Below are 18281 nucleotides of genomic sequence, written 5' to 3' on the forward strand. Positions count from 1 at the left end.
ACGACCTGAGTATAGCCTCAGGTTTCATCTAGCTGAAATGGGGTCGGCCCGACCGGCGGCGTGAAGACACCATGACCTTTGGGATATGGTGTTGCCGTGAAGTGGTGCATTACTTTGCTACCACACCTGCCCACGCATCCTCCAGGGATCTGACGATGTCGCACCAAACCTTCCTGCCCGGCCCCCGCAGCGGACTCTGCGCTGCCGCGCTGCTGCTCTCCACCTCCCTGCTGCTGAGCGGTTGCGCCGCTGGGCCCAACAACGAGGCCAAGGCGGCCGAGACCAAGGACGAGAAGAAGGTCGACGCGGTGCCAGTCGAAGTGGCCGTGGCCAGCCATCGTGCGGTGGCCGCCAGCTACACCGGAACGGCGGCACTGGAGCCGCGCGCTGAATCGCAGGTGGTCGCCAAGACCTCGGGCGTCGCGCTGGCGGTACTGGTCGAGGAAGGGCAGCGGGTCAGCGCCGGGCAGCCTCTGGTGCGGCTGGATCCGGACCGCGCACGCCTGGCCGTTGCCCAGAGCGAGGCGCAGATGCGCAAGCTGGAGAACAACTACCAGCGCGCACAGAAGCTGGTCGGCCAGCAGATGGTCAGCGCTGCCGATGTCGACCAGCTGCGCTACGACCTGGAAAACGTGCGCGCGCAGTACCGCCTGGCCACGCTGGAACTGTCCTACACCACCGTGGTCGCACCGATTTCCGGCGTGATCGCCTCGCGATCGATCAAGACCGGCAACTTCGTGCAGATCAACACGCCGATCTTCCGCATCGTCGACAACTCGCGGCTGGAAGCCACCCTCAACGTGCCCGAGCGCGAGCTGGCGACCTTGCGTGCGGGCCAGCCGGTCACGCTGTCGGCCGATGCGCTGCCGGGCCAGACCTTCACTGGTGTGGTGGACCGTATCGCGCCGGTGGTGGATTCGGGCAGCGGCACCTTCCGTGTGGTCAGTGCTTTCGATGGCGCCGCGCAGTCGCTGCAGCCGGGCATGTTCGGCCGTATCCGCATCGACTACGACCAGCGTGCCGATGCACTGGTGGTGCCGCGCCTGGCGCTGCTGGACGATGGTGAGCCGGCAGTGTTCCGCGTGCGCGGGGGCAAGGTCGCGCGGGTGCCGGTCAAGCTTGGCTACGCCGAAGGGCCGTGGGTGGAAATCCGTGAGGGACTGGCGGCGGGTGACCAGATCGTCACCGCCGGCAAGGTCGCCCTGCGCGACGGCACCGCGGTGCAGGTGATCGCCGATCCGAAGGCCAAGGCGAAGACCGTAACCGCCTCGGCCAAGCCGGCAGAGAAGGCCGGGAGCACGCAATGACCGCGCCCGGCCACGATCACGGTGCCTCGCCCGGGAGCGATGGCGCCGCCGCAGGCATGCGTGGCGGCCTGGTGGAGTTCGCCACCCGCCGCCGCGTCACCATCGCCATGTGCACGGTTACCCTGCTGCTGTTCGGCCTGATCGCACTGGGCAACCTCAAGGTCAACCTGCTGCCCGACCTGAGCTATCCGACGCTGACCGTGCGCACCGAGTACACCGGTGCGGCGCCGACGGAAATGGAAACCCTGATCACCCAGCCGGTCGAAGAAGCCGTGGGCGTGGTCAAGAACCTGCGCAAGCTGAAGTCGGTCTCGCGCACCGGCCAGAGTGATGTGGTGCTCGAGTTCGCCTGGGGCACCAACATGGACCAGGCCAGCCTGGAAGTGCGCGACAAGATGGAAGCGCTGAACCTGCCCCTGGAAGCCAAGGCGCCGGTGCTGCTGCGCTTCAATCCCTCCACCGAGCCGATCATGCGCCTGGTGCTGTCGACCAAGGCCGCGCCTGCGACCGACGAAGAAGCGATCCGTGAACTGACCGGCCTGCGTCGCTATGCCGACGAAGACCTGAAGAAGAAGCTGGAGCCGGTTACCGGCGTGGCGGCGGTGAAGGTTGGTGGTGGCCTGGAAGACGAGATCCAGGTCGACATCGACCAGCAGAAACTGGCCCAGCTCAACCTGCCGATCGACACCGTCATCAAGCGGTTGAAGGAAGAGAACATCAACATTTCCGGCGGCCGCCTGGAGGAGGGCTCGCAGCGCTTCCTGGTGCGCACCGTCAACCAGTTCGCCGATCTGGAAGAAATCCGCAACCTGCTGGTCACCACCCAGTCCGCCAACGGCAGCGCGGCCGACTCGGCGCTGCAGCAGATGTTCAACATCGCTGCCTCCACGGGCTCGGCTGCAGCCGTCGCCGCCGCTTCCGCTGCACAGAGCGCTTCCTCTGGCGGCGCCTCCAGCCTGGTCGCCAACGGCGTGCCGGTGCGCCTGAAGGACGTGGCCACCGTGCGCCAGGGCTACAAGGAACGCGAAGCGGTCATCCGACTGGGCGGCAAGGAGTCGGTCGAACTGGCGATCTACAAGGAAGGCGACGCCAATACCGTGGCCACCGCCGAAGCGCTGCGCAAGCGTCTGGAGCAGATCAAGGCAACGTTCCCGGCCGATGCCGAACTGACCACGATCGAAGACCAGTCGCGCTTCATCGAGCACGCCATCGCCGACGTCAAGAAGGACGCGGTGATCGGTGGCCTGCTGGCGATCCTGATCATCTTCCTGTTCCTGCGCGACGGCTGGAGCACGTTCGTGATCAGCCTGTCGTTGCCGGTCTCGATCATCGCCACGTTCTTCTTCATGGGCCAGCTTGGCCTGAGCTTGAACGTGATGTCGCTGGGCGGCCTGGCACTGGCCACCGGCCTGGTGGTGGATGACTCGATCGTGGTGCTGGAGAGCATCGCCAAGGCGCGCGAACGCGGCCTGGGCATCCTGCAGGCGGCGATCGCCGGTACCCGTGAAGTGAGCATGGCCGTGGTCGCCTCGACCCTGACCACCATCGCGGTGTTCCTGCCGCTGGTGTTCGTCGACGGCATCGCCGGCCAGCTGTTCCGCGACCAAGCGTTGACCGTGGCCATCGCCATCGCGATTTCGCTGCTGGTGTCGATGACCCTGATTCCGATGCTGAGCTCGCTGAAGGGTCGGCCGCCGCTGGCCTTCCCGGAAGAAGCCGCAGCCGAGCCGTGGCAGCCGCAGAGCCGCTGGCAGAAGCCGGTCGCACTCGGCCGTCGTGGTGTGGTGGCGACGATGCGCTGGAGTTTCTACGCGCTGGCATGGCTGGTGGTGCGCCTCTGCCGTGGCGTGGCTGCAGTGGTCGGCCCGGTGATGCGCAAGGCCAGCGACATCGCCATGAAGCCGTACGCGGGTGCCGAACGTGGCTACCTGCGGCTGCTGCCGGGTGCGTTGGCCCATCCCGGCAAGGTGCTGGGGCTGGCCGCACTGGCATTCGTCGGCACGATGGCGCTGGTGCCGATGCTCGGCGCCGACCTGATCCCGCAGCTGGCGCAGGACCGTTTCGAAATGACGGTCAAGCTGCCGGCCGGCACGCCGCTGAAGCAGACCGATGCGCTGGTGCGTGAGCTGCAGTTGGCGCATGGCAAGGGCGAAGGCGTGGCATCGCTGTACGGTGTCAGCGGCAGCGGTACCCGCCTGGATGCCAGCCCGACCGAGAGTGGCGAGAACATCGGCAAGCTGACCATCGTGATGGAAGGCGGCGGCAACCCGCAGACCGAAGCGGAGATCACCGAGCGCCTGCGCGACACCATGGGCCAGCACCCGGGTGCGCAGGTCGACTTCGCGCGGCCGGCATTGTTCAGCTTCTCCACGCCGCTGGAAATCGAACTGCGTGGGCAGGACATGGCGACCCTGGAAGTGGCAGGCCAGCGCCTGGCGGCGCTGCTGCGCGGCAATGTGCACTACGCCGACGTCAAATCCACCGTGGAAGAGGGCTTCCCGGAAATCCAGATCCGCTTCGACCAGGAGCGAGCCGGTGCACTGGGCCTGACCACGCGCCAGATCGCCGATGTGGTGGTGAAGAAGGTGCGCGGCGATGTCGCCACCCGCTACAGCTTCCGCGACCGCAAGATCGACGTGCTGGTGCGCGCGCAGGAAACCGATCGTGCCAGCGTGGAGAGCATCCGCCGGTTGATCGTCAATCCGGGCAGCACCCGTCCGGTCACCCTGGATGCGGTTGCCGACGTGGTGGCCACCACCGGCCCCAGCGAGATCCATCGTGCCGACCAGACCCGGGTGGCCGTGGTCTCGGCCAACCTGCGCGACATCGACCTGGGCGCGGCCATGCGCGAAGTACAGCAGATGGTGTCCGAACAGCCGCTGGGCGCTGGCGTGGGCCTGCACATCGGCGGCCAGGGCGAGGAACTGGCACAGGCGGCGAAGTCGCTGATCTTCGCCTTCGGCCTGGCGATCTTCCTGGTCTACCTGGTGATGGCCTCGCAGTTCGAATCGCTGCTGCATCCGTTCGTGATCCTGTTCACCATCCCGCTGGCGCTGGTCGGCGCGATCCTGGCGTTGATGCTGACCGGCAAGCCGATCTCGGTGGTGGTGTTCATCGGCCTGATCCTGCTGGTCGGCCTGGTCACCAAGAACGCGATCATCCTGATCGACAAGGTCAACCAGCTGCGCGAGGCCGGCGTGGCCAAGCACGAGGCACTGGTGGAAGGTGCGCGTTCGCGCCTGCGGCCGATCATCATGACCACCCTGTGCACGCTGTTCGGCTTCCTGCCGCTGGCGGTGGCGATGGGCGAGGGCGCCGAAGTGCGCGCACCGATGGCGATCACCGTGATCGGTGGCCTGCTGGTGTCGACCCTGTTGACCCTGCTGGTGATCCCGGTGGTGTACGACCTGATGGACCGCCGCGGCGATGCCTACTACCGCGAACGCGGTCGCAAGCATGCCGGTGAGGGCCTGCACGGTGCCGAGGGCAGTGCGTCGGGTGCGGAGGAACCGGCATGAGCGTTGCCGAGTTCTCCATCCGCCGCCCGGTCACCACCATCATGTGTTTCGTGTCGCTGGTGGTGGTCGGCCTGATCGCCTCGTTCCGGCTGCCACTGGAAGCGCTGCCGGACATCTCCGCACCGTTCCTGTTCGTGCAGATTCCCTATACCGGCTCCACCCCGGAAGAAGTCGAGCGGACCATCATCCGGCCGGTGGAGGAGTCGCTGGCGACGATGACCGGCATCAAGCGCATGCGGTCGTCGGCGACCTCCGAAGCTGCGTCGATCTTCATTGAGTTCAGTGACTGGGATCGTGATATCGCCATCGCCGCTTCAGATGCGCGCGAGCGCATCGACGCGATCCGCAGTGACCTGCCTGACGATGTGCAGCGCTACAACGTGTTCAAGTGGTCCAGCAGCGACCAGCCGGTGCTGAAAGTGCGCCTGGCCAGTACCACCGACCTGACCACCGCCTATGACATGCTCGACCGCGAATTCAAGCGGCGTATCGAGCGGATTCCGGGCGTGGCCCGGGTCGAGATCACCGGCGCGCCACCGAACGAGGTGGAGATCGCGATCGATCCGAACCGCCTGAACGCCCACGGCCTGAGCATCAACGAGCTGAGCGATCGCCTGCGCACGCTGAACTTCTCGATCTCGGCCGGGCAGATAGACGACAACGGCCAGCGCGTGCGCGTGCAGCCGGTGGGCGAGATCACCGACCTGCAGGAAATGCGTGACCTGGTGATCAATGCCAAGGGACTGCGCCTGGGTGACATTGCCGATGTGCGGCTGAAGCCGGCGCGGATGAGCTATGGCCGCCGCTTGGATGGCAATCCTGCCGTCGGCCTGGACATCTACAAGGAACGCAGCGCCAACCTGGTGGACGTCTCGCGCGGCGCGCTTGCCGAGGTTGAGGCGATCCGCGCGCAGGCATCGATGCGCGACGTGCAGATCAAGGTGATCGACAACCAGGGCAAGGCGGTGACCTCGTCCCTGCTGGAGCTGGCCGAGGCCGGCGGTGTCGGCCTGATCCTGTCGGTGACGGTGCTGTTCTTCTTCCTGCGCCACTGGCCGTCCACGTTGATGGTGACCCTGGCCATTCCGATCTGCTTCACCATCACCCTGGGCTTCATGTATTTCGCCGGGGTCACGCTCAACATCCTGACCATGATGGGCCTGCTGCTGGCCGTGGGCATGCTGGTCGACAATGCCGTGGTGGTGGTCGAGAGCATCTACCAGGAACGTGAGCGGCTGCCGGACCAGCCACGCCTGGCCTCGATCATCGGCACCCGCAACGTTGCCATCGCGCTCAGCGCCGGCACCTTGTGCCACTGCATCGTGTTCGTGCCCAACCTGTTTGGTGAAACCAACAACATCAGCATCTTCATGGCGCAGATCGCGATCACCATCTCGGTCTCCCTGCTGGCCTCGTGGCTGGTGGCGGTCAGCCTGATCCCGATGCTGTCCGCACGCATGGCCACGCCGAAGCTGGTGCACTCGCAGACCGGCGTGATCGCGCGCCTGCAGCGCCGCTACGCGCAGCTGCTGGACTGGTCACTGCGCCATCGCGGCTGGAGCCTGCTGGGCATCCTGCTGGTGGTGCTGGTCAGCCTGGTGCCGATGAAGCTGACCAAGATCGACATGTTCGGTGGCGACGGCGGCAAGGACATCTTCATCGGCTACATGTGGAAGGGCGCCTACACCTACCGGCAGATGTCCGAGGAAGTGGCCCGTGTCGAAGGCTGGATCGAGCAGAACCGCGAGCGCCTGCACGTGCAGCAGGTCTATTCCTGGTACAGCGAACAGGAAGGCAGTTCCACCGTGGTCACCCTGGACGAGAAGTATGCCAAGGACATCAAGGCGCTGCAGGAAGAACTGCGCAAAGGGCTGCCGAAATCCGCGCGTACCGACTACTTCGTCGGCAACCAGGGCGGTGATGGCGGCGGTGGCGGCAACCAGGGCGTGCAGGTGCAGCTGGTTGGCGACTCCAGCGCGATGCTGCAGGAGATCGGCCAGGAAGTGCTGCCGCTGCTGGCACAGCGCGCCGAGCTGCGCGATGTGCGCATCGACAACGGCGAGAAGGGCGGCGAGCTGAAAGTGCACGTCGACCGTGAGCGTGCAGCGGCGTTCGGATTCAATGCCGAGCAGGTTGCCAGTTTCGTTGGCCTGGCGCTGCGTGGTGCGCCGATGCGCGAGTTCCGTCGTGGCGACAACGAAGTGCCGGTATGGGTGCGCTTCGCCGGTGCCGAACAGAGCAGCCCTGAAGACCTGGCCGGTTTCAGCGTGCGCACCGGCGATGGCCGCAGCGTACCGCTGTTGAGCCTGGTCAGTGTCGACGTGGGTTCCTCGGCGACCCAGATCGGCCGCACCAACCGCCAGACCACGTTGACCATCAAGGCCAATCTGGCCGAGAAGATCACCGCGCCGGACGGCCGCAAGGCCATGGAAGCCGTGCTCAAGCCGATGAACTTCCCGGCCGGCTACGGCTTCACCTTCGACGGAGGCGACTACGGCGATGACAACGAGGCGATGCAGCAGATGGTGTTCAACCTGCTGATCGCGCTGGTGATGATCTACGTGGTGATGGCTGCGGTGTTCGAATCGCTGCTGTTCCCGGCGGCGATCATGAGCGGCGTGCTGTTCTCGATCTTCGGCGTGTTCTGGCTGTTCTGGATCACCGGCACCTCGTTCGGGATCATGTCCTTCATCGGCATCCTGGTGCTGATGGGCGTGGTGGTGAACAACGGCATCGTGATGATCGAGCACATCAACAATCTGCGCCGGGGCGGGATGGGCCGTACCCAGGCGCTGGTGGAGGGCTCACGCGAGCGTCTGCGCCCGATCATGATGACCATGGGCACGGCGATCCTGGCGATGGTGCCGATCTCGCTGACCGATACACAGATGTTCGGCAACGGGCCGGAGTACTCGCCGATGGCGCGTGCGATTGCCGGTGGCCTGGCGTTCTCTACCGTGGTCAGCCTGCTGTTCCTGCCGACGATCTACGCGGTGCTTGATGACCTGCGCAATGCGGTGGTGCGGCTGATCCAGCGCGCTCGCGGCCGCGAGGTCGTGGCGGGAACCCCGGTGTAGGTGTAGCGGTCGAGCTTGCTCGACCGTAGGGGCGGAAACGTGTTGTGGTGGGGGGAGACCGGTCGTAGTGGGGCGGTCTCCCCTTTTTTTTGCCGGGCATGGCCCGGCGCTACCATCGCCGTGGATGTAAATGACGTGCCAACCAAAGTTGGTACCTACCGGTAGCGCCGGGCCATGCCCGGCGGGGCAGCGATCAGCTCGCCACCTTGCTCCAGACCTTGCCTGCAGTCAGCCACAGGCCCAGCATGCTGCCCAGGTTGGTCAGCATGAAGGTCAGCACCACGCGGGTGACACGGTTGCGGTACCAGCCCTTCAACGACTGTGCATCGTCACGCAGCTTGAGGAAATCCTCGTAGGTCGGCTTGCGCAGGCGCGCTTCCACCAGTGCCGCGAATGCGCCGGTGGGGATGCTCAGGCGGAACGGCTTGAACGGCGCCACCACGATCGCGGTGAGGATGCTCAGCGGGTGGCTGCCGGCCACCAGGCAGCCCAGGCCAGCCAGGCCGCCGGTATACATCGCCCAGGTCGCCAGTAGTTCGGTGCCCACGCCCAGTCCACCACGATAGAAGCCGACACCGATGCCGGTGGCCACGATGGCGAGGATCGCCAGGGTGAACCACGGGATGTTGCGCTTCTTCGGCACCGCTTCCAGCTGCTCGCGCAACGGCGCAGGCGCCTCGGTATCGGTTTCCAGGTAACGCGCCAGGCCGGCCAGATGGCCGGCGCCGACCACCGCCAGCACTTCGCGCTGCTGCGGATCATGCGCTTCGCGCAGGCGCGTGGCCATGTAGCGGTCGCGCTCGCCGATGATGGTTTCGTACAACGCCGGGTTCTCGCTGGCGAACTCGCCGAAGCTCGATTCCAGCATGTCGCCCTGCTTCAGCTTCTCGATCTCGTCTTCGCCGACATCCTCGGACGAGAACAGGCCGGCGCCAAGCCCGGCCACCAGCTTCAGCTTGCCGAAGAAGCCCAGTCGCTGCGAAGCACGGCGGAATGTCAGGCCGACTTCGCGGTCGATCAGGTGCACCGGCAGGTTGCGCTCGCGCGCCAGGTCCACCGCACGCTTGAGTTCCGCGCCCGGCTCGATGCCGAGCTGTTCGGCCAGTCGGCGCTGGTAGGCCGACAACGCGAGGTTGGCGGCGAACAACGCGACGCGGCCCTTGCGGATCACTTCCACCAGGTCCAGTTTGGCCAGCGTGTCCGGGTCGCTCAGCGCCTGCAGGCGCTGCGGGTCCAACTCGACGGCCACCGCATCGAATCGTCCGCTGTCGATGGCTTTCTCCACCGCCTCGACGCTGGCATGGGAGACGTGGGCAGTGCCCAGCAGGGTGTAGCGCACGCCATCGCGCTCGACGACGCGCACTGGCTGGCCGGCGAACAGATCGTCGCCGGTTTCGGGAAGGGTTTCGGTCATGGAATCATTCATTGGAAGGAGCGGAATCGGCGCCATCGCCGAGCGCGCGCTGCATCTGTACGGTGTCCAGCCAGCGGCCGTGCTTGCGGCCGAGGCCACGGAACACGCCCACCAGCTGGAAACCGAAGCGTTCGTGCAGCTTGATGGAGGCCGTGTTGGTCGGCTCGCCGATCACCGCCACCATCTGTCGATGACCGCGCGCGGTGCACGCATCGATCAGTGCCTGCAGCAGGCTGGTGCCGACGCCACGGCCCTGGAAACGGGCATCGACGTAGACCGAGTTCTCAACGGTCCACTGGTAGGCGATACGCGTGCGGTAGGTATTGGCATACGCATAGCCGGCAACCTGGCCGTCGACCTCGGCCACCAGGTAGGGGAAGCCGCGGTCGATGATGTCGCGCATGCGGCGCAGCATCTCGGCCTGGTCAGGGATCTCGTACTCGTAGGTATTGACGAAGTCGGTCACTTCCACCGCGTAGATCGCGGTGATCGCAGCGATGTCGGCAGGGCCGGCATCACGGATGAGTACGGCCATGCGCGGACTCCGGGTCAGTCGATGTAGCGCTTGAGCAGATCGCCGTAGGCGTCGATGCGACGATCGCGCAGGAACGGCCAGATGCGGCGCACGTGTTCGCTGCGCTGCAGGTCGACCTCGCACATCAGGATGGTCGCGTCGGTGCCGGCTTCGGCCAGGAACTCGCCCTGCGGGCCCAGCACGTGGCTGTTGCCCCAGAACTGGATGCCCGAGGCGCCCAGCGGCGAAGCCTCGTGGCCGACGCGGTTGCAGCTGAGCACCGGCACGCCGTTGGCTACGGCATGGCCACGGTGGCTCAGTACCCAGGCGTCGCGCTGGCGGGTCTTCTCGTCCTGTACATCGTCCGGGTCCCAGCCGATCGCGGTGGGGTACAGCAGCAGCTCAGCACCGGCCAGCGCCATCAGGCGCGCTGCTTCCGGGTACCACTGGTCCCAGCACACCAGCACGCCGAGGCGGCCGACCGAGGTGTCGATCGGCTTGAAGCCGATATCGCCCGGGGTGAAGTAGAACTTCTCGTAGAAGCCCGGGTCATCGGGAATGTGCATCTTGCGGTACTTGCCCAGCAAGGTGCCGTCCTTCTCGAAGACCACGGCGGTGTTGTGGTACAGGCCGGCAGCGCGGCGCTCGAACAGCGAGCCGACCAGCACCACGCCATGCTTCTTGGCCAGCGCGCCCAGGCGCTCGGTGCTCGGGCCCGGAATCGGCTCGGCCAGGTCGAATTCATCGACCGATTCGTGCTGGCAGAAGTAGGGACCGTTGTGCAGTTCCTGCAGCAGCACCAGCTTCGCGCCCTGCGCCGCGGCGTCGGCAACACGCGCTTCGATCACCGCCAGGTTGGCGGCGGCATCACCGTGGTTGCGCTCCTGGATCAGGGCGACGGTAAGGGGGCTGCGCGAGTTCATGCGGGGCGATCCTGCGGGGGAAAACCCGCATGTTAACGCGGATGCGCCACGACAGCGTGTTGGCTGCTGAATGGTGCACGCAACCGGTAGCGCCGGGCCATGCCCGGCGGATTTTCCAGATGCCGCCGCGCTCGCCGGGCATGGCCCGGCGCTACCGGGTGGTTTATGCCTTCAACAGCCCAGCCGGCAGCTGCATGGTGATGCAGTGCAGGCTGCCGTTCTGCCAGATCAGCGAGCGGCACGGCACCTGCACGATCTCGCGGCCAGGGTGGGCCTGTGCCAGCACGTCGCGGGCCAGGTCGTCGGCCGGGTCGCCATAGGCCGGCATCAGCACTGCGCCGTTGACGATCAGGTAATTGGCATACGAAGCAGCCAGGCGACGGCCTTCATCGATCACCGGCTGTGCCCACGGCAGCGGGAACAGGCGGTACGGCTTTCCGTCAGCCGTGCGCAGTGCGGCCAGCTCGGCGCCCATCGCCTGCAGCTCGGCGTAATGCGAGTCGCTGGCGTCGTCGCAGGCCTGGTAGACGATGCTGTCGGCCGAGGCGAAGCGTGCGAGGGTGTCGATATGGGCGTCGGTGTCGTCGCCTTCCAGATAGCCATGATCCAGCCACAGCACGCGCTCCTGCTGCAGCCAGTCGGCCAGGTCGGCGCTCAGGCTGTCGCGGTCACGGTCGGGATGGCGCTCGTGCAGGCACTTCCAGGTGGTCAGCAGGGTGCCTTCGCCATCGGTCTCGATGCCGCCGCCCTCCAGCGCGAACGGAATGCTGCGCACCGTCGCGTCGTTGAACACGCCGGCCTGGTCGAGCGCGCCGACCAGCTGGTCATCCAGGGTTGCGTCGAACTTGCCGCCCCAGCCGGTGAAGCGGAAGTCCAGCAGCTGGAAGCTGCCGTCGGCACGGCGCAGGGTGATCGGGCCCGAATCACGCAGCCAGGTATCGTCGTAGGCGGCGGTGGTGAAGTGGACCTTGTCCATGTCGATGCGGTTGGAGCGCAGCCGCATTTCGGCGTAGGTCTCCACGTCATCGTCGGCCACGCAGATCAGCACCGGCTGGAAGCGGGTGATCGCCGCAACCAGGGCGATGTAGGTCTCTTCCACCTGGCCCAGGCGGTCGGCCCAGTCGGTGTCGGCGGTGGGCCAGGCAATCAGGACGCCGCTCTGGGCTTCCCATTCGGCAGGAAAACGAAGGGTCTGGTTCATGGTCTCGCTACACGCGCCCGCCGGTGGCGGGCATGGGGGTCAACGGATCGGCGGCTTGGGGCCGATTTCGTTCGGATCCGCCTGGTTTGCCACCACGTCGATCACCTTCTGCTTCTCGAAGTAGACGGTGAACTGCGGGTACACCCAGCGGTGGATGGTCGGCCATTGCCGTTTCTGCCCGCCGCGCGGCTGCAGCTGCTCTGCCGGCGCGCCGAACTGCGACTGCACCTGCTGCATGCTCTGGCCGCGGACGGGCAGGGCGCCGGCCGGCTTTTCGCGGGCGCGGTCGACAAGCAGGGTATCGGCCATCGCCGGGGTGGCGGCAGCCAGGGTGGCCAGTACGGCCAGGGTGCACAGGTAACGCGTCATCTCGATCTACTCCCCAGTGGTCAAGAACAGCGATTACAGCAAAAACGACAGGAAAAAACCGCATAAACAAAAAACCGCCCGAAGGCGGCTTTTTGCATCGGGTCGGCCCCGCGTGGGGCCAGCCGCGGTCACAAGGACCGTTGGGCTTAGCGCTGACGCGCCTTGAAACGCGGGTTCGACTTGCAGATGACGAAGATCTTGCCACGACGACGCACGACCTTGCAGTCACGGTGACGGGCCTTCGCCGACTTCAGGGAGGACAGAACTTTCATGGCATACCTCGGCGTAAACAGTAGTTGTTCGGGTGGAGCGTGGCCGCGATATGCGAAAGACAATCGGCAGTGGACGCTCGTTCAAGCCCGCCATTCTACCGGGCTTTTCCCCATGGTTTCAAGTGGTTGCACAAAAGGCCCGTTGCGGGGTGTCTGGCAGGGGCTAGAATGCCCCCTTCACACGCGCAAGGACCCCCATGAATCCACTCGTTCCCGTCCTGACCATCGACGGCCCGTCAGGGGCCGGCAAGGGTACCATCAGCCGCATCGTGGCGCGCCGGTTGGGCTGGCACTACCTGGATTCGGGTGCTCTGTACCGCGCGGTCGGCGTGGCGGCCAGCTGGGCCGACATCGACACCTCCGATGCTTCCGCGCTGGTGCGCTGCACCTTTGATACGCATGTCCAGTTCGTCGAGCAGGGCGATGGCATGCGGGTCCTGGTCAATGGCACCGACGCCACCGACGAGCTGCGGCTGGAGACCACCGGGGCGCTGGCGTCGGCGATTGCCGCCATCCCCGAGGTCCGGGCCGCCCTGAAGGAGCGCCAGCGCGCATTCAGGATGGAGCCGGGGCTGGTTGCCGACGGCCGCGACATGGGTACGGTGATCTTCCCGGACGCCCCCTACAAGGTCTTCCTGACCGCCAGTGCCGAGGAGCGCGCCGAGCGCCGGCATAAGCAGTTGAAAGACAAGGGGGTTTCTGTTAACTTTGAAGACCTCCTGCGCGAGATCATGGCCCGCGACGCCCGTGATGCTCAGCGTACCGTGGCGCCCCTGAAGCCGGCAGACGATGCTGTCCTCATCGACACCACAGGCATCGGCATCGAAGATGTCGTTGCCAGAGTGATGGATCTGCTTCCGGTTCCGGCTGCCTGATCCGTTCGCGCGGGAGCTCTGCCAGCAGCATCGGTGGAGGTCGCGCATCTGCAGTGCTGTAAAAGCTCCGTCGCGCAATGATGCGTGGCGGTTTTCCTACTTCCACACACGACCTGCATTTCCGGGGTCGACCAACAGGCGGGCGGTAGCCATTCCCTGAAGGGAAGCCAACCGACCCATGTGTCCAACAGAGTAAATCTAATGACCGAATCATTTGCCGAACTGTTTGAAGCCAGCCAGGCCAACCTGGCCAAGCTGAAGCCGGGCGCCATCGTCAGCGGTACCGTTGTTGAAGTCCGCGGCGACGTCGTGGTGATCAACGCCGGGCTGAAGTCCGAAGGCATCGTGCCGATCGAACAGTTCCGTAACGACGCTGGCGAAATCGATGTTGCCGAAGGCGACATCGTCAAGGTCGCCCTCGACTCTATCGAGAACGGCTTCGGTGAAACCGTCCTGTCGCGCGAGAAGGCCAAGCGCGCGATGGTGTGGGACGAGCTGGAAGAAGCGTTGGAAAAGAACGAAACCATCACCGGTCGCATCAGCGGCAAGGTCAAGGGTGGTTTCACCGTGGACATCAAGGATGTCCGCGCCTTCCTGCCGGGTTCCCTGGTCGATGTGCGCCCCGTGCGCGATCCGGCCTACCTGGAAGGCAAGGAGCTGGAATTCAAGCTCATCAAGCTTGACCGCAAGCGCAACAACGTCGTGGTCTCGCGCCGCGCTGTCGTCGAAAGCGAGCACTCGGAAGAGCGCGAGCAGCTGATGGACAAGCTGCAGGAAGGCGCGATCCTGAAGGGTGTCGTCAAGAACCTGACCGATTACGGCGCATTCGTGGACCTGGGCGGCATCGACGGCCTGCTGCACATCACCGACATGGCATGGAAGCGCGTGCGCCATCCGTCCGAAGTCGTCAATGTCGGCGACGAGCTGGACGTGCGCGTGCTGAAGTTCGACCGCGAGCGCAACCGCGTTTCGCTGGGCCTGAAGCAGCTGGGCGAAGATCCGTGGGATAACATCGCCCGTCGTTACCCGGCCAACAGCCGCGTGTTCGGCAAGGTCTCCAACGTCACCGATTACGGCGCATTCGTCGAAATCGAGCCGGGCGTCGAAGGCCTGGTGCACGTTTCCGAGATGGATTGGACCAACAAGAACGTCAACCCGTCCAAGGTTGTGCAGGTCGGTGACGAAGTTGAAGTCATGGTCCTGGACGTCGACGAGGAGCGTCGCCGCATCTCGCTGGGCATGAAGCAGGTTGCCGCCAATCCGTGGGAAACCTTCGCTGCCACCCACAAGAAGGGTGACAAGGTGTCGGGCCAGATCAAGTCGATCACCGACTTCGGCATCTTCATCGGCCTGGACGGCGGCATCGACGGCCTGGTTCACCTGTCCGACATCAGCTGGGCGACCACTGGCGAAGACATCGTTCGCAACTTCAAGAAGGGCGACAACCTGGACGCAGTGGTCCTGGCCGTCGATCCGGAGCGCGAGCGCATTTCGCTGGGCGTCAAGCAGCTGGAGCAGGATCCGTTCGGCCAGTACATGGCGACCAATCCGAAGGGCTCCAAGGTCGAAGGCGTGGTGAAGGAAGTCGACGCCAAGGGCGCGATCATCGAGCTGTCCGACGGCATCGAAGGCTATGTTGCAGCTCGCGACATCGCCAACGAGCGTGTCGACGACGCGACCCAGCACCTGAAGGTCGGCGACAAGGTTGAAGCCAAGTTCGTGGGCATGGATCGCAAGGGTCGTACCCTGCAGCTGTCGATCAAGGCCAAGGACGACGCGGAAATGCGCGAAGTGCTGGAGGAATACCAGTCCTCTTCGGCTTCCAGCGGCACCACCCAGCTGGGCGCGCTGCTGCGTGCACAGCTGAACGGTAACAAGTCCGAGTAATATCGGCCTTACGCTGTTCGTTGTTTCCTGGACGGCCCGGGCACTGCCCGGGCCGTTTCAGGCTGAGATGCCCCTGATGTGAGCCGGTAATGACCAAATCCGAACTGATCGAAATCCTTGCGCGCCGGCAGGCGCACCTGAAGGCCGATGATGTCGATCTGGCGGTCAAGTCATTGCTGGAAATGATGGGGGGCTCACTGTCGGCCGGCGATCGCATCGAGATCCGCGGCTTCGGCAGCTTTTCGCTGCACTACCGTCCGCCGCGCCTGGGTCGCAACCCGAAGACCGGCGAATCGGTTGCCCTGCCGGGCAAGCATGTCCCTCATTTCAAGCCAGGCAAGGAATTGCGCGAGCGGGTCAGCAGTGTGCTGCCGCTGGACGCAGATCCGGCCTGAGCCATCCGTCGCGCGACTTCGTGCGAATCCCACCACGAGTCGGATAAGCTACGGCCTCCTGCCAATGGAGCTGTCGCATGAAAGTTTTTCGTCTGCTGGTCCTGCTGGCGGTTCTGATCCTTGGTCTGATCATCGGTGCGGTCAACATGACGGCCATGTCGATCAACCTGCTGTTTACCCAATTGAACACGTCCGTCGGCGTGGCGCTGATCGCCGCCCTGCTGATCGGTGTCGTGGTCGGCGCTGGTCTGGTGCTGGTAAGCGTGGTCATTCCGCTCTACAGCCAGCTGCGACGTGCCAACAAGTCGGCGGCTGCGCCGTCGGCGCCGGTGGCCCCCTCCCAATCTTTTGATGGACGTTGATCGACGATGGAATTCGTTTCCGAGTGGTTCTGGTTCTTCCTCTGCCTGCCGTTGGCGGCCCTGGCCGGCTGGGTGATCGGACGCCGCGGCGGTCAACGCCACGGTGACAACCAGGTCAGCCACCTGTCCAGCACCTATTTCCGTGGCCTGAACTACCTGCTCAACGAGCAGCCGGACAAGGCCATCGAACTGTTCCTGCACATCGCCGAGCTGGACAAGGAAACCTTCGAGACCCAGGTCGCGCTGGGCCATCTGTTCCGTCGCCGTGGTGAAGTGGACCGCGCGATTCGCCTGCACCAAGGCCTGGTCAACCGCCAGGACCTGAGCGACGCGCAGCGCGTGCAGGCCCTGCTGGCACTGGGCGAGGACTACATGAAGTCCGGCCTGCTGGACCGTGCCGAAACCGTGTTCACCGAACTGGCACAGCTGGACCAGCGCGCGCCGCAGGCGCTCAAGCACCTGATCGGCATCTACCAGGCCGAGCGCGACTGGGAAAAGGCGATCGACAACGCCACCCGCTTCGAAGATGTCACCGGCGAGCCGATGGGCAAGCTGATCGGGCAGTTCGAATGCGAGCTCGCCGAGCGCTTCCGTGGTGCGGGCAAGCTGGAAGAGGCGAGGGCGGCCATCGCCCGCGCCTACCAGGCCGATGCCATGTCGGTCCGTGCCGGCATCATCGAGGGCCGCCTGGAAACCGATGCCGGCAATGCCGAGGCCGCCGTGCGCGCCTTCGAGCGTGCCGCCCGCAACGATCCGGAGTACCTGCCGGAAGTGCTGCCGGCGCTGATGGACAACTACCGCAAGGTCGGCGACCTGGGCGGCGCGCGCGCCTTCCTGTCCGAGATGACCGAGCATTACCGCGGCATCGCCCCGGTGCTGGCCCTGACCCGCCTGATGGAAGAGCAGGAGGGGGTTGCGCCTGCGCGCGCCTACCTCGGTCGCCAGCTCAAGGACCGCCCGTCGGTGCGTGGCGAATCGGCCCTGATCGACCTCACCCTGGCCGAGGGCGCAGATTCCACCGCGACCCTGCACGACCTCAAGCACATCACCGACCAGCTGCTGGTGCGCAATCCCGCCTACCGCTGCACACGCTGCGGATTCGGCGCGCGTACCCACCATTGGCAATGCCCCAGCTGCAAGGAATGGGGCACGGTCAAGCCGCTGTTGAATTACGCGGTGCTCTGAACCATGCCGTGGCTTGTGATGGCCGCGCTGCTGGGCCTGGCCCTGCTCAGCGCGGCATTGACCTGGGCGGCGCGCGTGTATGCGCTGCGCAGGCAGCTGCTGGATCAGCCCGGCGAGCGCCGCAGCCATAGTGTCGCCACCCCTCGCGGTGGCGGCATCGCCATCGTGATCAGTCTGCTGGTTGCCGCGGCCGTGGCCGCTTTTTTCTGGCCGGACGCCGCGCCCAGCCTGGCTGTTGCCAGCCTTGGCCTGCTGCTGGTGGCCGGCATTGGCTGGTGGGATGACCATCGGCCGCTGCCAGCCATGCGCCGGCTGCTGGTACATTTCCTTGCCGCCCTGTTGCTGGCAGGGCTGGTCAAGATGCACGGCGGCAGCTGGCTGTTGAGCCTGCTGGTGCTGTTCTTCACCGCCTCGCTGATCAACATCTGGAACTTCATGGATGGCATCAACGGGATTGCCAGCAGCCAGGCCGTCATCGTTGCGCTGGGCTTTGCCACCGTGCTGCCGTGGCCTTATTCGCTGGTGGCCGTTGTTCTCGGCTTGGCGTGCGTGGGTTTTCTGCCATTCAATTTCCCGCAGGCGCGGATCTTCATGGGTGATGTGGGCAGTGGCGCGCTGGGCTACGCCGTGGCCGTCGTGCTGGCGGTCGCCGCACTGTACACCGACATCAACTGGATCCTGCTGTTACTGCCGTTGTCTGCATTTCTTGTGGACGCGGGCTTCACGCTGTTGGCGCGCATGCTTTCAGGCCAACGCTGGATGGAACCCCACACCCAGCATGTCTACCAGCGCGCGGTGCAGGCAGGAGCCAGCCATGCCCTGGTGACAGGGATGTACTTTGTTTTGGGCCTGTTCAGTATTACAGTGTTCAATATCTGCACCAATTTGCAGCCGAGGTGGGAGGCTGCCGTAGCGGTCGCGTGGTTTGCCGCGCTGACCCTGCTGTGGCTCCTCCTGCGCAATGGATTGCGCCACCGATAAG

Annotated in this window: 15 protein-coding genes; 9 read left to right on the forward strand and 6 right to left on the reverse strand. The window is 65.3% G+C overall.

Going from position 1 to position 18281, the window contains the following annotated elements; translation table 11 throughout:
• Positions 1–155 precede the first annotated feature (155 nt).
• From CR918_RS06980 to CR918_RS06990, 3 genes are read left to right on the forward strand one after another with little or no spacing between them, the layout of a single operon-like run.
• Entirely contained in the window at positions 156–1307 is a 1152-nt protein-coding gene (locus CR918_RS06980) for an efflux RND transporter periplasmic adaptor subunit (RefSeq protein WP_099842321.1), read from the forward strand.
• A complete protein-coding gene (locus CR918_RS06985; RefSeq protein WP_099842322.1) occupies positions 1304–4825 on the forward strand; it encodes an efflux RND transporter permease subunit in 3522 nt (1173 codons plus the stop codon). The genes CR918_RS06980 and CR918_RS06985 overlap by 4 nt, the downstream gene beginning before the upstream one ends.
• Positions 4822–7902 carry an efflux RND transporter permease subunit gene (locus CR918_RS06990; protein ID WP_025875053.1) on the forward strand — a complete coding sequence of 1027 codons (3081 nt, stop codon included), beginning with the start codon at positions 4822–4824 and terminating at the stop codon, positions 7900–7902. The genes CR918_RS06985 and CR918_RS06990 overlap by 4 nt, the downstream gene beginning before the upstream one ends.
• A gap of 193 nt (positions 7903–8095) precedes the next feature.
• Here the strand turns inward: CR918_RS06990 and CR918_RS06995 are convergent, their stop codons facing one another.
• The 6 genes from CR918_RS06995 to ykgO all read right to left on the reverse strand — a co-directional run bounded on the left by CR918_RS06995 (position 8096) and on the right by ykgO (position 12595).
• Positions 8096–9316, reverse strand: a complete 1221-nt coding sequence (locus CR918_RS06995) for a TraB/GumN family protein (RefSeq protein ID WP_025875050.1) — start codon at positions 9314–9316, stop codon at positions 8096–8098.
• 4 nt (positions 9317–9320) lie between these two features.
• Complete coding sequence (locus CR918_RS07000; protein ID WP_025875048.1) at positions 9321–9851, reverse strand: GNAT family N-acetyltransferase; 531 nt, start codon at positions 9849–9851, stop codon at positions 9321–9323.
• 14 nt (positions 9852–9865) lie between these two features.
• The gene (locus CR918_RS07005; protein ID WP_025875046.1) at positions 9866–10753 is read right to left on the reverse strand and encodes a carbon-nitrogen hydrolase; all 888 of its coding nucleotides are present in this window, start codon (positions 10751–10753) and stop codon (positions 9866–9868) included.
• Positions 10754–10916: 163 nt separating this feature from the next.
• Positions 10917–11954, reverse strand: coding sequence for an agmatine deiminase family protein (locus CR918_RS07010; protein ID WP_099842323.1), 1038 nt, complete (start codon positions 11952–11954; stop codon positions 10917–10919).
• A gap of 39 nt (positions 11955–11993) precedes the next feature.
• Complete coding sequence (locus tag CR918_RS07015; RefSeq protein ID WP_025875042.1) at positions 11994–12323, reverse strand: hypothetical protein; 330 nt, start codon at positions 12321–12323, stop codon at positions 11994–11996.
• A gap of 146 nt (positions 12324–12469) precedes the next feature.
• Positions 12470–12595, reverse strand: a complete 126-nt coding sequence (gene ykgO / locus CR918_RS07020) for a type B 50S ribosomal protein L36 (protein WP_005409283.1) — start codon at positions 12593–12595, stop codon at positions 12470–12472.
• A 197-nt stretch (positions 12596–12792) separates the two neighbouring features.
• Here ykgO and cmk point away from each other — a divergent pair, with 197 nt between their 5' ends.
• The 6 genes from cmk to CR918_RS07050 all read left to right on the forward strand — a co-directional run bounded on the left by cmk (position 12793) and on the right by CR918_RS07050 (position 18280).
• Entirely contained in the window at positions 12793–13470 is a 678-nt protein-coding gene (gene cmk, locus CR918_RS07025; protein WP_025875034.1) for a (d)CMP kinase, read from the forward strand.
• A gap of 201 nt (positions 13471–13671) precedes the next feature.
• Entirely contained in the window at positions 13672–15357 is a 1686-nt protein-coding gene (rpsA, locus tag CR918_RS07030; protein WP_025875032.1) for a 30S ribosomal protein S1, read from the forward strand.
• Between the two features lie 89 nt (positions 15358–15446).
• The gene (locus CR918_RS07035) at positions 15447–15752 is read left to right on the forward strand and encodes an integration host factor subunit beta (RefSeq protein ID WP_005409286.1); all 306 of its coding nucleotides are present in this window, start codon (positions 15447–15449) and stop codon (positions 15750–15752) included.
• Between the two features lie 77 nt (positions 15753–15829).
• On the forward strand, positions 15830–16114 hold the full coding sequence (locus CR918_RS07040) for a lipopolysaccharide assembly protein LapA domain-containing protein (RefSeq protein WP_025875021.1): 285 nt from the start codon (positions 15830–15832) through the stop codon (positions 16112–16114).
• A 6-nt stretch (positions 16115–16120) separates the two neighbouring features.
• On the forward strand, positions 16121–17299 hold the full coding sequence (lapB, locus tag CR918_RS07045; RefSeq protein WP_049466151.1) for a lipopolysaccharide assembly protein LapB: 1179 nt from the start codon (positions 16121–16123) through the stop codon (positions 17297–17299).
• Positions 17300–17302: 3 nt separating this feature from the next.
• On the forward strand, positions 17303–18280 hold the full coding sequence (locus tag CR918_RS07050) for an MraY family glycosyltransferase (RefSeq protein WP_099842324.1): 978 nt from the start codon (positions 17303–17305) through the stop codon (positions 18278–18280).
• Position 18281 lies beyond the last annotated feature (1 nt).

This window comes from Stenotrophomonas indicatrix, from assembly GCF_002750975.1.
GTDB lineage: Bacteria > Pseudomonadota > Gammaproteobacteria > Xanthomonadales > Xanthomonadaceae > Stenotrophomonas > Stenotrophomonas indicatrix.

What these genes read in the sequence shown, in the direction of transcription:
- CR918_RS07015 (WP_025875042.1), bottom strand. Translation starts at nt 12,323, where the DNA reads ATGACGCGTTACCTGTGCACCCTGGCCGTACTGGCCACCCTGGCTGCC.
- CR918_RS06995 (WP_025875050.1), bottom strand. Translation starts at nt 9,316, where the DNA reads ATGACCGAAACCCTTCCCGAAACCGGCGACGATCTGTTCGCCGGCCAG.
- CR918_RS06985 (WP_099842322.1), top strand. Translation starts at nt 1,304, where the DNA reads ATGACCGCGCCCGGCCACGATCACGGTGCCTCGCCCGGGAGCGATGGC.
- CR918_RS07040 (WP_025875021.1), top strand. Translation starts at nt 15,830, where the DNA reads ATGAAAGTTTTTCGTCTGCTGGTCCTGCTGGCGGTTCTGATCCTTGGT.
- CR918_RS07000 (WP_025875048.1), bottom strand. Translation starts at nt 9,851, where the DNA reads ATGGCCGTACTCATCCGTGATGCCGGCCCTGCCGACATCGCTGCGATC.
- cmk (WP_025875034.1), top strand. Translation starts at nt 12,793, where the DNA reads ATGAATCCACTCGTTCCCGTCCTGACCATCGACGGCCCGTCAGGGGCC.
- CR918_RS06990 (WP_025875053.1), top strand. Translation starts at nt 4,822, where the DNA reads ATGAGCGTTGCCGAGTTCTCCATCCGCCGCCCGGTCACCACCATCATG.
- CR918_RS06980 (WP_099842321.1), top strand. Translation starts at nt 156, where the DNA reads ATGTCGCACCAAACCTTCCTGCCCGGCCCCCGCAGCGGACTCTGCGCT.
- lapB (WP_049466151.1), top strand. Translation starts at nt 16,121, where the DNA reads ATGGAATTCGTTTCCGAGTGGTTCTGGTTCTTCCTCTGCCTGCCGTTG.
- rpsA (WP_025875032.1), top strand. Translation starts at nt 13,672, where the DNA reads ATGACCGAATCATTTGCCGAACTGTTTGAAGCCAGCCAGGCCAACCTG.
- ykgO (WP_005409283.1), bottom strand. Translation starts at nt 12,595, where the DNA reads ATGAAAGTTCTGTCCTCCCTGAAGTCGGCGAAGGCCCGTCACCGTGAC.
- CR918_RS07050 (WP_099842324.1), top strand. Translation starts at nt 17,303, where the DNA reads ATGCCGTGGCTTGTGATGGCCGCGCTGCTGGGCCTGGCCCTGCTCAGC.
- CR918_RS07005 (WP_025875046.1), bottom strand. Translation starts at nt 10,753, where the DNA reads ATGAACTCGCGCAGCCCCCTTACCGTCGCCCTGATCCAGGAGCGCAAC.
- CR918_RS07010 (WP_099842323.1), bottom strand. Translation starts at nt 11,954, where the DNA reads ATGAACCAGACCCTTCGTTTTCCTGCCGAATGGGAAGCCCAGAGCGGC.
- CR918_RS07035 (WP_005409286.1), top strand. Translation starts at nt 15,447, where the DNA reads ATGACCAAATCCGAACTGATCGAAATCCTTGCGCGCCGGCAGGCGCAC.